Source organism: Clostridium sp. E02 (genome assembly GCF_003833015.1).
Classification (GTDB): Bacteria; Bacillota; Clostridia; order Lachnospirales; family Lachnospiraceae; genus Lacrimispora.
Genome location: NZ_RJLQ01000002.1, coordinates 142,401 through 157,550, shown reverse-complemented (window position 1 = coordinate 157,550; position 15,150 = coordinate 142,401). Strand labels below are relative to the sequence as shown.

Genomic DNA, 15,150 nt, shown 5'->3' with positions numbered 1-15,150 from the left:
CTCCCCTTTTCGTTTATAAACATACCAGTACCAGCCCCTTCCATCCATTTGTTTTATAGTATAACACTGAAGTCTGGTCTCTACAATGATTTAGCAAATTCTTAATATTAATCATAAACCAATTGCAAATAAACTATACATTTTTACAAAAAAACCGGTGACGGGTTTCCCCGTCACCGACTTTCTGTAACTTATCTTAATGTATAAGATTAGTCTTCTGCATAAACGTATTCAATATTATTTCCATCAAGGTGATAGCAACGTTCCTCGCCATCTTTTGCTTTGGATTTGTTCTTCTGAACACTACCAGAAGCATTAACTAATCTGTAAGTAACGCCAGCCGCTTTAGCATCATCGGTTTTTACTGTATAATACTCAGTCCAATCCTTATCCTGCTTAGCTGCATCACCCTTAGTTACATATTCTTCTTTGTAGAAATCATCAGTTGTTAATAAATCATACTCATCAGTTTTATCTTTTACAGAAGTAATCTTAACAACAGCATATCTGTCTTCCTTTTTAGCCTTTAAAAGCATACCAGCTAAATAGTACTTTTTGTTGTCAACACCAGTCTTACCAGTTCCCTTGTAAGTACCGGACTTGTTGAATATGAAGCTAAAGCTCTCTCCATCAATATCAAGAGTCTGCTTATTTGTCTTCATAGAACCATCATCGCCATCACCGAAGTAGTAGCAATAATAATTATCCGCTGTCAATTTAGGAGCATTCTCTTTGAATTTATCTTCTGTATCGAATGGATGATCATCATTATCATCAGATAAAATGGTATCTACTTCTTTTGTACTATCATTTTTAAATGAAACGAATTTTAATCCGGATTTCATCTTACCCTTTTCATCAAAGAGGTATTTTTTTCCGTTGATTGTTTTGATCTCAGATGCAAGTAATTTACCATCTTTATCAGAATAGTACCAAGCATCTTCATCATCATCATAATCACCGGTATTCAGGAATTCATCAGGAACAACCTTAAACCATCCTTTGGTTACTCTAGCGCCATCCTCTGGTGTACCGTAGTATCTCCAGTTTTCAGTGTAAGCTGCATTACCCTGGCTAGCAGTTGCAGGAGTAGCGTCAAAAACAACCCACTCTGCGTTCATACGGCCATATTCATCAAAGCTGTACTTCTTGCCATTGATGCCTTTACCATCCTCGTCGTCAATCTTCTTACCATTGCTCTTGAAGTAGAACCAACGAGTCTGATTTTCATCATCAAATACATTACCACTGGAGTATCCAGTATTAGTAGAATCATAATTTGTATCAACGATATCAAGCTGAGCCCAACCTGCTGCCTGTGCACCGTCATTCTCAGTACCACAGTAGTAAAGACCTGTCTGCCATGCATCATCAGCTGTTTCTCTTTCTCCGTTACTGTTGATCCAGCCATATAACATCTTACCTTCATCATCGAAGATATATTTCTTGCCATTAATGGTTTTGAAAGAAGCATTGTCGCTGTTGCTAGAGCTCTTATAAGCCTTACCATTGGATCCAAAGTAATACCAATAATTGGTAGGCTGATCATCATCATCAGCAGATTCTGTATTTTCTACAGAAACCCACTTGTTGGTTATCATAGCACCATTCTCATCTACATAGTAGAAGTTATCGCTGTATTCAACGACTGCATCGGTAGTCATCTCGCCGTCATCGTTTAAGTAAAACCAGTTATCTCCTGATTTTTCCCATTTCTCTGTTTCTAAATCTCCGCTTCTGTCATAGTACACCCATGAACCGTTTTCTTCCTGCCAGCCTGTTGCTGCGAAAGAAGTCATGGAAGCGCCTACTGCCAGCAGTGCTGCTGTTGATAAAACAGCAACTAATTTAGTCTGCTTTCTCATAATTAATGCACTCTCCTTTTTTCTTTTTGAAATACTTTCTGAAATTCCTAATAGCATTACGAGGTAATTATACTTCCTGCAATGGAAATTATCAATACTTTTTTTACTTTTTTTGCATATTTTTCAAAAAGCACAAAATATTTACATTTCCGCCAGAAGCTATCAAATCCTCCATCACATGGAACAGTATAATACATTTTTTACGAAAATGCTATAACATTTCTCTGTTCATTTCCTTACATAAACATTACGAAACGGTTTCATTCCTCTAAAATTGTATTTTTTTCATACATAAGGCTAGTGTTTCATTGAAAATCTATGAAAACGTCGCTTTTGCAGGCAGAAAACAAAGAGAGAATCCTGTATTGATTTTTGCTATAACAATGGTATAATGTTCATATAAATTATGAAACTCATAAATTTGAACATCAAATATTCCTATATGGAGGTTATACTGTTATGGATCGTAGAATTATTATCTGCCGTTCTGTTTTGGAGAATCCGGCTGTTACCCAACGAGATTTATCCCAGGAGCTGTCTGTTTCCCTTGGAACCGTCAATCGCCTGGTCAAAGATTGTATAGAAGAAAAGCTGATTTCACTTGAACCCAACAGTCAGACCTATCAACTGCTTCCAGATGGACAAGCACTGCTTCACGAACATAAAGTAGATGGTGCCATCATCCTGGCGGCTGGATTTGGATCTCGCTTTGTTCCCTTAACCTTTGAAACCCCAAAGGGACTCTTAGAAGTCTTTGGAGAACGGATGATTGAGCGGCAGATTCGCCAGCTTCATGAAGCTGGTATCACCGACATCACCATTGTGGTGGGTTATTTGAAGGAAAAATTTGAATACCTAATTGATAAATATCAAGTGAACCTTTTTTATAATCCAGAATATACAAAGAAAAACAACCTGGCTACCATCTACCATGTCAGAGACCTTTTAATAAAGAAGAATCTATATATTCTCTCTTCTGACAACTGGATTCGCCATAACATGTATCATACCTTTGAGGGTGGCTCTTGGTACTCATCCGTCTTTATGAAAGGAGAGACTTCAGAGTGGAGTCTAGACTTTAATAAGAAAGGACAGATTTTAGACATACAGGTAGGCGGAACAGATGCCTGGGTCATGTACGGTCCTGCTTATTTTACGAAATCATTCTCCAAACAGTTTATTCCTGTGCTGGAAGGTTATTATAAAATGCCTGGAACTGAACAGCTTTACTGGGAAAATGTCTTTATGGATATGCTCTCCGGGGAAGCGTCTAAAAAGCTGCCTGATCTTTGGCCAGCGGGCAAAGAGATCCATCTGCATGTAAACCGGAGGCAGGAAGATGAAGTCTACGAATTTGAAAATCTGGAGGAACTGCGCCTGTTTGATATTAAATATCAACATCGTTCTGACAGTGCAGCGATGGAACTGGTATCGGAAGTGTTTCAGGTTCCAGAATCTGATATCACGGAAATCCGATGTTTAAAAGCGGGTATGACCAACAAATCCTTCCTCTTTAAAGTTAAGAAGAAACATTATATCTGCCGGATACCAGGCCCTGGAACCGAGCGATTAATAAACCGGAAGCAGGAGAAAGCTGTCTATGATGTCCTTGCAGGCAAAGGGATCTCTGAGACGGTGATTTATTTTAATGGAGAGACTGGATATAAAATTTCTGAATATTATGAAGGAACCCATAATGCAGATCCTCAAAATCCGGAAGAAATGAAACACTGTATGGAGGTTGTTCGTAAGTTTCATAAAACTGGGCTTAAGGTGGAACATTCCTTTGATTTCCATGAACGGATCCAGTTTTATGAAGACTTATGCAGGCAGAACAAAAGCATTCCATTTGAAGATTATGATCAAGTACGCACCCAGATCAATGGACTATTGGATCAACTGGACAAATTAAACAATGAGAAGGTTCTCTCACATGTGGATACGGTGGTCGACAACTTTTTGATCCTTCCAGATGGGGAGGTTAAGCTTATCGACTGGGAGTATGCAGGTATGTGTGATCCCCTTGTCGATATTGCCATGTGTGCGATTTATTCCTATTATGATGAAGAAGAAACTGACCGTCTGATAACCATGTATCTGGAACGAGATCCCAATGAAGACGAACGATACCGGATCTATGCCTATATGGCACTTGGTGGCTTCTTATGGAGTCTTTGGGCGATGTACAAAGCAGCGCTTGGGGAAGAGTTTGGCGAATATACCATAATCATGTATCGTTATGCCAAAACTTACAGCAAACGATGTGAAAAATTATCTAAAAAATGACATTTTTGGAAATTCGTTTACAAATCGTAATAAAATGTTTAAGTATTGGTATGTGTCCTATGTTATAATAAATCAATATGTGAAAAAGCAATGGCAAGAATAGGAGGAATCGAACAATATGCGATACGGAAAAAAAGCGGCAGCTCTGGTACTTGCAGGACTAATCGGATCTGCAGTCATGATGCCTGCAATGACATCATGGGCCGCAACCGGGTGGGTTGAGAAGGACTCTCATTGGCAATATCTTGACCAAGATGGTTCTGTCCATAAGGGCTGGGTTAAGACGTCTGATGGAACCTTTTATTTTCTTGATTTATCCACAGGTTATATGGCATCTGGCTGGAAGCAGATCAATGGGAACTGGTATTATTTTCATTCCAATGGTGCCATGGGTACTAAGTGGGTCAAGAGTGATGGAAAATATTATTATTTAATGGATGATACCGGGATCCTGGTTAAAGGCTGGTTAAAGATCGGGGACAAGTACTATTATATGAAAGGCGACGGTTCCATGTCTACCGGCTGGCGTGAGATGGACGGAGGCTGGTACAACTTTAAAGAAGATGGAACCTGCGCCATCGGATGGAATCAGGTCGGGAACGACTGGTTTTACTTCGGAACGGATGGGAAGATGGTAACTGGCTGGAAACAAATTGACAACGAGTACTATTATCTCAATGCAGACAAAAAAACAGTACTTGGGAAGATGATGACTGGCTGGCTCAGTGATGGAACCAATAAATATTACATGAACACCAGCAACGGGAAGATGACCCATGGTTGGAAAAAGATAGACGAGAACTGGTATTACTTTAATGATTCCGGTCATATGATGACTGGCTGGGTTCAGTTGTCCGGTGTCTATTATTATCTAGATCCCTCTACCGGTAAGATGGCAACGAATACGACCCTTACCATTGATGGAAAAAGCTATACCTTTGATTCCAATGGAAACTATCAGGGCAGTTCAAACGGTTCCAATGCCCCTTCTGGATCAAATAATAACACACCGTCAGGGAACGGAGGCAACAGCGGAAATGCTCCGGGAACTAGCAGCGGCGGAAGCGTGAATGCACCAGGTGGAAGCAACTCTACAGCCGGGATTACAAACAACGGACCAGGTGGAAGTTCTGGAAACGGACAGAATAACTTAGCCTCCCCTCCGGGGGCAACTGGAAACGGTACTCCAGGCGGCACCACAAATTCATCAAACAATGGAGCCGGAGTCTATCAGTTAACACCGGGGCAAACAAACGGTCCTGGCTGAGAATGAACGAACATCCTATCGGTGTGGGTATCTGCACTTTGGTGCGGATACCCACTTTTGTTTTATACATAAGCAGATCAAATAATTTTCAGAGAAAATCAGGAGGCTATAGCATTGAGACATACTAAAACAGGCATGCGTTTTGCCGCTGCCACATTATGTTCCATTCTTTTCCTGTCGAGTGGATTCCATCACACGATGGATTCCATGGCGGCTGGTTATGAAAAGGTGGATGGTTCCTATCAGTTGGCTGACGGTACCAAAATCACCGAAGTTATTGCCAGAGGCATTGATGTTTCCAGATGGCAGGGACAAGTTGACTGGTCAGCCGTTGCTTCAGATGATGTTAGCTTTGTAATGTTGGGAACACGTTCCAAAGGGATCACAGATCCTAATTTCCATACCAATGTTCAGCAGGCATCCCAAGCTGGATTAAAGGTTGGTGCTTATATTTACTCCCTTGCTACTACGCCAGATATGGCAAGAGATGAAGCAGATTTTGTTCTTGATTTGGTAAAGGATTATCCAATCTCTTTCCCTATAGCATTTGATGCAGAAGACAGTGCCAGCCTTGGCACCCTACCGCCAACGAAGGTAAGCGAGGTAATCAACGCATTCTGTGACCGAATCCGGGACGCTGGATATTATCCCATTGTTTATGCCAATGATTATTGGCTTTCCAATAAGATTGATTTGTCCAGCATGAACTATGATGTATGGGTTGCTCGTTACGAAGCCAGACACAAGTTTGAAAATCCCATCATGTGGCAGGTAACAAGTACTGGGTCCGTCAATGGAATTAGCGGCAACGTCGACGTTGACTTTTTATATCAAGATCTTACACCCAGACTTCCTGAAAATCTCTGGAGAACCATTGGAGATAAGACCTATTACTACCAGAATTATGCCATGCAGAGAAACGCCTGGATCAATGATGGAACTGGTTGGTTTTTCATCAGTGAAGAAGGGCAGCCTCTTAAAGGATGGTTTGACAAAGACAGACAGCGTTACTACCTTGATGAATCAAATGGGCGAATGTTTACCGGTTGGAAAAATCTTACCGATCATTGGTATTATTTCAATGCTGGCGGCTCCATGAATACCGGATGGCTTTTGGATAACAGCTCCAAGTATTATTTAAATCCCGATGGAACCATGGCAACTGGCTGGCTGGACCTAAACGGTCAGTACTACTACATGGATGAACCTTCCGGACACATGATTACCGGATGGAAAGACATGGGCGGAAAACGATACTATCTACAGGATTCCGGAGTCATGGCAACGGGATGGATGGAATTAAACGGAAAACGATATTTCTTAAACAAGGATGGATCCATGGTAACTGGTTGGAATACGCAAGATCGTATGAAGTACTACATGGACAACGATGGCTCTGCAATCACAGGATGGAAGCAGTTAGACAATCAGTGGTATCACTTCAATCCAAACGGGATTATGAGCTCTGGGTGGGTAAGTACCGATGGAAGCTGGTACTATCTTGATACCAACGGTGTGATGCAATCCGGATGGGTGGAAGAAAAGGATTCCAAATACTATTTAAGCACCTCCTCCGGTAAGATGACCACCGGATGGAGACAGTTAGATGGTAACTGGTACTACTTTAGTGAAAGCGGTGCGATGGCAAAAGGCATGGTAACGGTGAACGGCAAACCGTATTATCTGGATCCATCGGACGGAAAGATGAAAGTTTCCACTACCTTTGTAGTCGATGGAGTTTCCTACGATTCCGATGCCAACGGCGTCTGCACGCAAACTCCAGCAGAAGTTCCGAATGAGACTGATCCCACTTCTGGAACACAGCCTGACGCTCCCCGTAAAGAAAATCAAACAAGTGCAAATACAGAAACCACAGGGGAGACCAGTCCTACCAAAGAAATCGGACCTGGTATACACTAAATAATAGAATGACAAAAGACACTAGAATCGGTTATCGATCTCTGGTGTCTTTTGCATTGTTTGACTCTATCTGCTCCCTAGTCCTTAAGATTCTCTGTTTCTTTCACAATATAGATGGGTCTGTCTTTTAATTCTGCAAACAAGATGGCAATGTAATTTCCGATGACTCCTATAATTAAGAACAGAACCGCAAACATGAAACAGATCAGTACGATGATCGTAGCATACCCACTGGGGGTTCCTACTCTCGCCCAACTCCATATGGTATAAGCCATCATCAAGATTCCAAGGATCCCCGCACCACACCCCGCATAGATTCCAAGTTTTAACGGAAGATTGGAAAAACACATGATGGTATTTATGGAAAAAGCAAATAATTTTTTTATGCTATACTTGCTTTCTCCAGCTACCCGCACTCGAGCTTCATATTCAATGTTTGTCCGGTCAAATCCAATGTTTTGCACATAGCCTCGTAAGAACCGGACCTTTTCTCTGTAGTTCTCTTTCAGTACCTTTGCAGCTTGTCTGGATATGGCGAAAAAGTCCGAGGCATTGGGTTCGAATTTAACATCGGATAATACGTTGATCAAGCGGTAGAATCCAGAAGAAGCAAAATTTTTAACCCAACCAGCAGACTCATTCTTCGTGCGGACCATATTAATCACTCCGTAGCCTTCTTCTAGCTTCTCCACAATTTGGGGCAGATACTGCGGTGGGTGTTGTAAATCCGCATCCATGCAGACGATTCCATCTCCTACGCTGTAATCCAGACCTGCGATCATTGCTGCTTCATGCCCAAAATTTCTGGAAAAACAAATCACTTTCACTCTTTTATCCTTTGCTGCAAGCTGTTTTAAGACAGCCTCCGTGCCATCCTGACTCCCATCATTGACAAAGATAAGTTCATAATCCCAGTAAAGTTTATTTAGAATACGGTGCGTTTCCTCATAGAACTGACCAAGTGCCTGTTCTTCGTTGTAGCATGATACAACAACCGATAATTTTTTTTCCATATGTTTGCTCCTCAATGCTGCTTTCACTCTTTCGTTTGCTTGGTTTCTTTTTTTCTATAACATTGCTTGAATTCCGTCAGTGCTTGTTGGGATATATGGCTGTATCTCCCCTTAAGATCCACCTTGGCCAGCAGATTCCCATTCTCATAGCATACCGGAACCAGTTTTCCATCTTCAATCAGATCACGAACTAGGGTATAGGACCGATTCTTTTCCATAATATAGCTTGCCTGAACATAGACAAAATCTGTCTTTGCATACTCCATGAAATCCACGAAGTAATCCATCTTTTTTACTAGTTTTACGTTCCCCCATACTCCTGTAATATCATCGTAGGATTGAACATTGCATGGGAATGACAGCACTTCGGGATGGCTCCCGATGGCAATCATTCGGGTCTGAGGATTGGAAGCCACCAGTTCCCAGATTCTATTATTTCCTTTTTCTTCCATCTTCTTACGAGTTTCTTCTATATGATTATAGTAACCTTTGTGATGGAAGGACACCGGCGTATATCCAACACTCCAGCTCCAGTTTGTCATAGCTGTTAAAAACACGGAAAAAATCAGTATAAAAGCTCCTGCCCCCCGTGCACTGTTCCATACCACAGCACCCGGCACCTGCGCCGCGGTTTTTAACACGCAAATCGTCGTGAGCAGATAAAGAAGCATAAAGTAGTTTCCATCCACCTGGCTTAGCATGGCAAAACCAATGAGATTGACGATGAGAAAGGGAACATATACGAAACCCAAAAAGTCGGATACGTGTTTTTTTTCTCCCTTATCCACATGTTTGCCCCAAATTTGGGCGGTAATCCACAAAATCAAAAGAAAGAACAACAAATATCCACCCCAAGCAAGAATAACATGGTCCATTTCTGGTCCTATTGGGGAAAAAAAGAAACTGTAAAGGCGTTTTATGAACCCCAAAACCCGTTCTTTCATAGACAATCCGGCATTGCAATTGGGGATATGATTGATCCGGAATGGATATTTCAAATGAAATCCCAGCTTCACGAAAAAGGCAGAGAACACAGATGTAACAGGAAGTCCTGTTAGTTTTATGGTTCTTCCCCAAATTCCCAGAAGTGCTGCCGCTGCGCTTAGAAGCACAAAGATAGAACTGATATTTCCTTTTTCTTTTCCTAATTTAGGAATCAATAATTTAACAAGTATATAAAGACATCCCATACCAAACACTGCAGTGGAAAAAATCAGGGCCGTAGGCTTAAACGTCAGACTGATCAAATAAGCTGCCACCCCATAGACCAGATAACGATAGGAACTGGTTCCTTTCTTTAAATAAGACAAAAAACAGGAAAACAAAATCGCCTGAAACAACAGGGTAATCATATCACTTTTCGCTGCAACCGCCATATTCATAATTCCTGGTGTGCCCGATAACAGAGCCGTTAAAAAAACTGCCTGTCCCCGCTTTAAATTAAATCGCCCCAGATGATATCCCAAATAGAGAACTCCGACTGAAAGCCATAGGTTGACTGCTGTAACAAAACTATAGGACGGAAGATCTGCTAACGGCAGTGTTAGCACCTCAAATCCCTTTGAGTATGTGTACACAATTCCAATGGTACCAAGATTTTCATAGATTCCATGCCCATTATTTAAGATATACTGGGACCGAACTCCATACCATAAGCTGTCATAATCTACTGCGATATTAAGTCTTCCTGCCTGCATACAGACCATGGTCAGAATAAAGGCAAGCAACACAAGCTCACTGTTGGTAAAGGCAACTCTATTTTCTACTCTCTCTGATTTAAAAACGGATCTTCCAAAAAGGGCAAAAAGAATCCACCCTGCAACAGCAAAGCCCTTTAGCCAAGGAATGGATCCAAATCCAAGAGCTGATAGGAGGCAAAAAAGGGAGACAACCGCCGATACTCCGGTTAGAAAATCCACTGCAATTCCGTCCTTTTGGGGAAGTCTAAACAGTTTGACCCGGATCAGATGTCCCATCCCTAAGATGCCAAATAGATACCCTCCAGCGACCACCACTGGAACAAACACCTGATGCGCCCATAAAAATATGGAAGTTATTATGATTGTAGCACCGAGTTTTCTTCTATTTCCAGGAATTAAAAGCCCGGACAAACAGAAGGCAGCAAACAGCACCGCTGTCTCTGCCATCATCGTCTTATATTCATTTTGATTTATCATCCAGTGGAATGCTTCCATCCCCAGAATCTGTTTCAGAGAATACAAAATTGCAGCCACAGACCCCCCCATAAAAATCCAGATTGCAAAACGGTGCTTTCTTGATCGTATCATATGACCCTCACTCATCTTTCTTTTTCCTTGGAATTATGAAATACACTGTATCCATTTTCTTTTAAAATTGTCAGTGCACTTCGAACCTTCTCTCCGCTATCCGCCCGGCTAGGCCGATATTCAAATTCTTTTGGAAGTTCCTCATCTGTGAGTTCTTCAAAATGAAGGGACAGTTCTGCTCTTTTTTCAAAAAGATTCTTCCGAAGGGGTGCTTTTTTTATCTCCGTATAGGTCGTATAGACATTTCCAGTGAGAAATAAGGCACAGGCAGCCCCTGCAGCCAATCGAAGCGGCCAGTCGGAACCCACTTTTTTCTTTTGCTGTTTTAAGACCAAGGAAAAAGTGAGTAAAATCCCCAATATCCCAATCTGGTATTGCAGAGCGTATCTGGAACTGATTCCATAATTATCTCTTAAAAAGATCCACCGGGACAGAACAATTAAAACATGATTCAGTCCACCCGACACTAAAAGAATCAAAGGAAATAAGGTTGTTTCATACACCTTGTAACGCCACTGGAGCCAAAGTGCCAGTGCATACAAAACCATCACAGCCAAGCCAAGGATCAGAAAGGGAGTATTGGTGGAAAAAATTTCTTCTGCCCGTTCTCCGCCAATCACCATAGAAGAGAAGGATTTTATAATAAAGCGCGCAAAAAATCCAGGGGTATCTTTTAGCTGAGTAAACAAAGAAACCGTTGCCGGAGCCGCATGATCCTCTACTGCAAACGAATTGCTGCCTAAGTATAAAACCAGAGCCGACAGAGAACAAATTCCGTACCGGATAAAATCCCGATTGGATTCTTTTTTTCTTAGGAAAAAGATTCCGGCACAGGCTAAGATGACCGTAACCGAATAGATCGCACAATAAGGACCAGCAATAAAAAGTGTGGTGACAAATGGAAGAACGTAGAGCTTCCATCGATCATGGGGACGTACTTCTCCAGTATAAACCCGGTCTATAACTTCATAATGATAATAGAAAAAGGCAAAGGCTAAAAAGTGTGCCCAACCACTTCCATTTGTCAGCATCTCCCACTTATTCAAACTAAAAAATACCATCATTAACACCAAAAGCCACCCAAACGAAATCTTTTTTCGGATGCAGTAGGCGGTAAGGACGCCACCGGAAAGTCCCAGTGCCAAAACGCCAAGTACCCGGTCAAACATGAGATTGTATCCGAACCATGAGACGTTGATGATTCGTCCTAAATAATTGATGGGAATCCTGGTGAGGATATCTGGAGTAAAGAACCTGGCCGGGTCCCACACATTGGATAAATAACTGTTTACAAGGCGGACATAATCAGAATAGATTCCGTCACTGGTTGCTGCAAACACATACCAGAGGCAAAAGATGGTCCCAAATGCAGGGATCAGATAATATCGTCTTTTTCTATTCATCATTCTACCTCTTTCCTTAATCAGCTGTAATCTCGGCGACAACAGACATATGTTTCTCCCCCCGCTTTTCCGTAGCGGCTTCGTAGTAAAAATTACTTTCAAATGTTACTTCTGATACCTTAAAAGGAGGGGCATCAATCTCAGCCGTCACTGTTGCAGATTCTATGGGAATCGTGGTTTCCTTTCCTTCTACGGTTACCATCACATGTTCTAGACCTGTGATTACTCCTGGATAGTAAAATTTCATCTTAAGTTTTCCCTGTTTGCCCGCCATAATTCTGACTTTTGCACTTTCATCCAGCCAGCCATCTGGATAGCTGCCATAGACACGCTCAAATTTTAAGTTTCGAACAAAATCAGTTACATCCTGAAATGCATTGTGTTCCGGATCCTCCCGTAAAATAAGCATATTGGGAGCGATTAGTCCAATGTCCCGAATGGAATCAATAAAGTTAACTTCGGTCCCCTGTGCCAGCTTCTTCGGATCAAAGGTCTTAAAGAAAGTCCTTGCTGTAAAATCACTCATCTCATATGAGTTTCCTATAATATAGATCCGTTTTCCAAAAATATCGGCTCCATACTTCCCATAGGTTTCTTCTGCCAGAGAATTATAACGCAGCTGGGATGACCAATAATATAGGTTTTCATAGTTTCCTCTGTAAAAACTTTCGACTGGAAGTAGAAACAGTCCGTATAAAAGGAACAGTCCACAATATAACAGGGGCTTGGTTAAACTGATTTGTCCTTCCTTTTTTGGAACTACGATGCCACACATATAACAGGCAAACAGCCAGGCTGCCGTCATGGACACATAGATCCATCTAGTCTCCACTCGTATGGTCACACTTGAGGAGCCAATACATAAGGCAATAAAAAGCAAAAAAAGGCCAACCACAGGAAGTCGTTTTTTTAACTGATTCCGTTCTTTTATAAGCGTGATGAGAAAAACCATAATCATGATTAATAGGAGTACATCTGCAAATCCCACAAATACCCGCACCCAGGACGGGGAATTGATCCAGCTTAATCCGTTTAGGTGATCCGGGCCTGCATTGATTCCAAATAGATAAAGAACCTGACTGAGCGCGAAACGGACTGCACCGAGAATATGGAAGGTATCTTCCACTGCCGTTCCGCCGGTTCCTGCTGGTGACAAGCTCCCAATGGTGAGAAACCGAATCCCCTGTACAATAAGAAACGCACCGGTCACTCCCCCCCATGGTTTCCATCTCCTGTCCTTTTTAAACAAGAATGCTGCATAAAATAATGGCAATAATACCATATAGCGTTCATGAATAAAACAAACAGAAAAATACAATAGAATTGCGATTTTAACGTACCGTTTCCCCTTGGTTTCATCGGTAAGATACCGATAGAGGCAGTATAAGATTCCAAGAGCCGCCCATAATGCCAGACTTTCCATCAAACCATACACCTGGCTGATCTGGTAATAGGACATTCGAGACAGCAAATATAAGATTCCTCCGGTAAATCCCACCAGCCACCGTTTGGAGAGTCGTCTGCCAAATCGATACACCGTATAGGCAATGCAGCTATTTAGTAGAATATTAAAAGGAACAAATAAGGAAATATCTCTCCCGAATAGCATCATCTCAAGCCAGGCAGCCAGATAGTAAACAAAACGGAACCGGGTGCTTCCTATGGGAAACACAAACTGTGCAAAGGACTGTTCTCCATAACAGGACCACAGATATAAATCGTCCATATAAAGACCTTTGATCTCAATTCCTCTGTTGATGAAAAAAGCAAATCCAAACAAAAGCAAGGCCGCAATGATTTCACTTTTCCAGACTGACACTTTTTCCGTCCATTGTCTATCGTCCATAGTTCCTCCTTTCGAAATCACTGTTTAAAAAAACCGTTCTTCCAGCATAAGGCATAGCGCATGATAAACCGGCAGATGGAGTTCCTGAATTTTAAATGTCTCTGTCTCTGGTACAATAACGGTCACATCAGCCATCTCTTTCATACGTCCACCATCTCTACCTGATAGTCCAATGGTTTTCATTCCAAGAGCTTTTGCAACTGTCATGGCATACCGTACATTCTGAGAATTTCCAGAAGTGGAGATCCCCAATAGGACATCCCCTTTTTTGCCATAGCCAAGGGTTTGCTGTGCAAAGATCATGGTACCATCCACATCATTTAGATAAGCCGTGGAAAGGCTTGGATGCCCCGTCAGCGCAATCGCCGGCAACCCTCTTTGCAGCTTTTCTGCCAGTAAACTTCCGTCCGTTACATCCGCTTTTTTTAGTTCTTCCTGAAACGATGCCTCTAACTTCCGGGGTTTTACAAATCCCTTCATCAATTCTCCGACAATGTGCTCCGCATCGGCCGCACTTCCTCCATTGCCAGCTAGAAGCAGGGTTCCTCCGTTCTCATAACATTCTGCCAGAATCTCATAAGCAGTCGTTATCTGGTTTCTGATCCCGGATAATACGGGATAACGCTCGATCAGTTCATCCAAATAGTTCATCGGTTCCATCCTAGTCACACTCCTTTTCTGAAAGGATCCAGTCTACGGCTTCTTCCATGGTTTCTTTATAAACATCAAAGGCTGTCTTTTTCTCTTCCTCGGACAGACCCCTGTAAGATTCTCTTCCATATCCGGTCCCTACTAAGACCGTGTTGACCCCATATCTTTTCCCTGCTTCCGTGTCCAATCGCTTATCCCCTATCATGTAGGAAAGCGCTTTGTCCACCTGGAAAAAGGCTTCTGCCATCTGAAACATTCCTATCTCTGGTTTTCTGCAGGTACATGCTGTTTTGTACTTTCCAATTCCATGTACCGGGTGGTGTGGACAATAAAAAAAGTGGTCAATTCCTGCATCTTCTTTTATTAAGAGCTGATTTAAATATGCATGAAGCTTAATCACGTCTTCCTCTTTATAATATCCTCTTGCCACTCCAGCCTGATTGGTGATGACCACTAGTTTAAATCCATGTTCTTTTAGTCTCCTTAAAGAAGAGACCACACCGGGCAGGAGAACCAGGTCCGAAGGACGGTGTAAATAATTCACCTCTTTGTTTATGGTTCCATCTCGGTCTAAAAATACAACTTTATCCATGCAATCCGTTCTCCTGACG

At 41.9% G+C, this 15,150-nt stretch carries 10 protein-coding genes; 3 read left to right on the top strand and 7 right to left on the bottom strand.

The genetic code is table 11. The annotated features are described in order from the left end of the window. Positions 1 to 209: 209 nt before the first annotated feature. Positions 210 to 1,865, bottom strand: coding sequence for a cell wall-binding protein (locus EFT72_RS02030; protein ID WP_124065154.1), 1,656 nt, complete (start codon positions 1,863 to 1,865; stop codon positions 210 to 212). A gap of 459 nt (positions 1,866 to 2,324) precedes the next feature. Here EFT72_RS02030 and EFT72_RS02025 point away from each other — a divergent pair, with 459 nt between their 5' ends. The 3 genes from EFT72_RS02025 to EFT72_RS02015 all read left to right on the top strand — a co-directional run bounded on the left by EFT72_RS02025 (position 2,325) and on the right by EFT72_RS02015 (position 7,338). Then, entirely contained in the window at positions 2,325 to 4,151 is a 1,827-nt protein-coding gene (locus EFT72_RS02025; RefSeq protein ID WP_124065153.1) for a phosphotransferase, read from the top strand. Between the two features lie 118 nt (positions 4,152 to 4,269). Next, positions 4,270 to 5,418 (top strand): N-acetylmuramoyl-L-alanine amidase family protein, encoded by a 1,149-nt coding sequence (locus EFT72_RS02020; RefSeq protein ID WP_124065152.1) that lies wholly within the window; start codon positions 4,270 to 4,272, stop codon positions 5,416 to 5,418. A 114-nt stretch (positions 5,419 to 5,532) separates the two neighbouring features. Beyond that, positions 5,533 to 7,338, top strand: coding sequence for a GH25 family lysozyme (locus EFT72_RS02015; protein ID WP_124065151.1), 1,806 nt, complete (start codon positions 5,533 to 5,535; stop codon positions 7,336 to 7,338). 77 nt (positions 7,339 to 7,415) lie between these two features. On the opposite strand, the gene EFT72_RS02010 is transcribed toward EFT72_RS02015, so the two are convergent. From EFT72_RS02010 to EFT72_RS01985, 6 genes are read right to left on the bottom strand one after another with little or no spacing between them, the layout of a single operon-like run. Further along, on the bottom strand, positions 7,416 to 8,351 hold the full coding sequence (locus EFT72_RS02010; protein WP_124065150.1) for a glycosyltransferase family 2 protein: 936 nt from the start codon (positions 8,349 to 8,351) through the stop codon (positions 7,416 to 7,418). Positions 8,352 to 8,374: 23 nt separating this feature from the next. Beyond that, on the bottom strand, positions 8,375 to 10,639 hold the full coding sequence (locus EFT72_RS02005; RefSeq protein WP_124065149.1) for a sodium:solute symporter: 2,265 nt from the start codon (positions 10,637 to 10,639) through the stop codon (positions 8,375 to 8,377). An 11-nt stretch (positions 10,640 to 10,650) separates the two neighbouring features. Further along, positions 10,651 to 12,045, bottom strand: coding sequence for a hypothetical protein (locus EFT72_RS02000; RefSeq protein ID WP_347561829.1), 1,395 nt, complete (start codon positions 12,043 to 12,045; stop codon positions 10,651 to 10,653). Positions 12,046 to 12,058: 13 nt separating this feature from the next. Next, a complete protein-coding gene (locus EFT72_RS01995) occupies positions 12,059 to 13,888 on the bottom strand; it encodes a hypothetical protein (RefSeq protein ID WP_124065148.1) in 1,830 nt (609 codons plus the stop codon). 24 nt (positions 13,889 to 13,912) lie between these two features. Then, positions 13,913 to 14,539 carry an SIS domain-containing protein gene (locus EFT72_RS01990; protein WP_347561828.1) on the bottom strand — a complete coding sequence of 209 codons (627 nt, stop codon included), beginning with the start codon at positions 14,537 to 14,539 and terminating at the stop codon, positions 13,913 to 13,915. 10 nt (positions 14,540 to 14,549) lie between these two features. Beyond that, entirely contained in the window at positions 14,550 to 15,131 is a 582-nt protein-coding gene (locus tag EFT72_RS01985; RefSeq protein ID WP_124065146.1) for an HAD family hydrolase, read from the bottom strand. Positions 15,132 to 15,150: the final 19 nt, after the last annotated feature.

Bases quoted from the DNA above. Each gene is read 5' to 3' on its own strand.
- EFT72_RS02025 (WP_124065153.1), top strand. From the start codon at position 2,325: ATGGATCGTAGAATTATTATCTGCCGTTCTGTTTTGGAGAATCCGGCT.
- EFT72_RS02005 (WP_124065149.1), bottom strand. From the start codon at position 10,639: ATGATACGATCAAGAAAGCACCGTTTTGCAATCTGGATTTTTATGGGG.
- EFT72_RS02010 (WP_124065150.1), bottom strand. From the start codon at position 8,351: ATGGAAAAAAAATTATCGGTTGTTGTATCATGCTACAACGAAGAACAG.
- EFT72_RS01990 (WP_347561828.1), bottom strand. From the start codon at position 14,539: ATGAACTATTTGGATGAACTGATCGAGCGTTATCCCGTATTATCCGGG.
- EFT72_RS01985 (WP_124065146.1), bottom strand. From the start codon at position 15,131: ATGGATAAAGTTGTATTTTTAGACCGAGATGGAACCATAAACAAAGAG.
- EFT72_RS02000 (WP_347561829.1), bottom strand. From the start codon at position 12,045: ATGATGAATAGAAAAAGACGATATTATCTGATCCCTGCATTTGGGACC.
- EFT72_RS02020 (WP_124065152.1), top strand. From the start codon at position 4,270: ATGCGATACGGAAAAAAAGCGGCAGCTCTGGTACTTGCAGGACTAATC.
- EFT72_RS02030 (WP_124065154.1), bottom strand. From the start codon at position 1,865: ATGAGAAAGCAGACTAAATTAGTTGCTGTTTTATCAACAGCAGCACTG.
- EFT72_RS01995 (WP_124065148.1), bottom strand. From the start codon at position 13,888: ATGGACGATAGACAATGGACGGAAAAAGTGTCAGTCTGGAAAAGTGAA.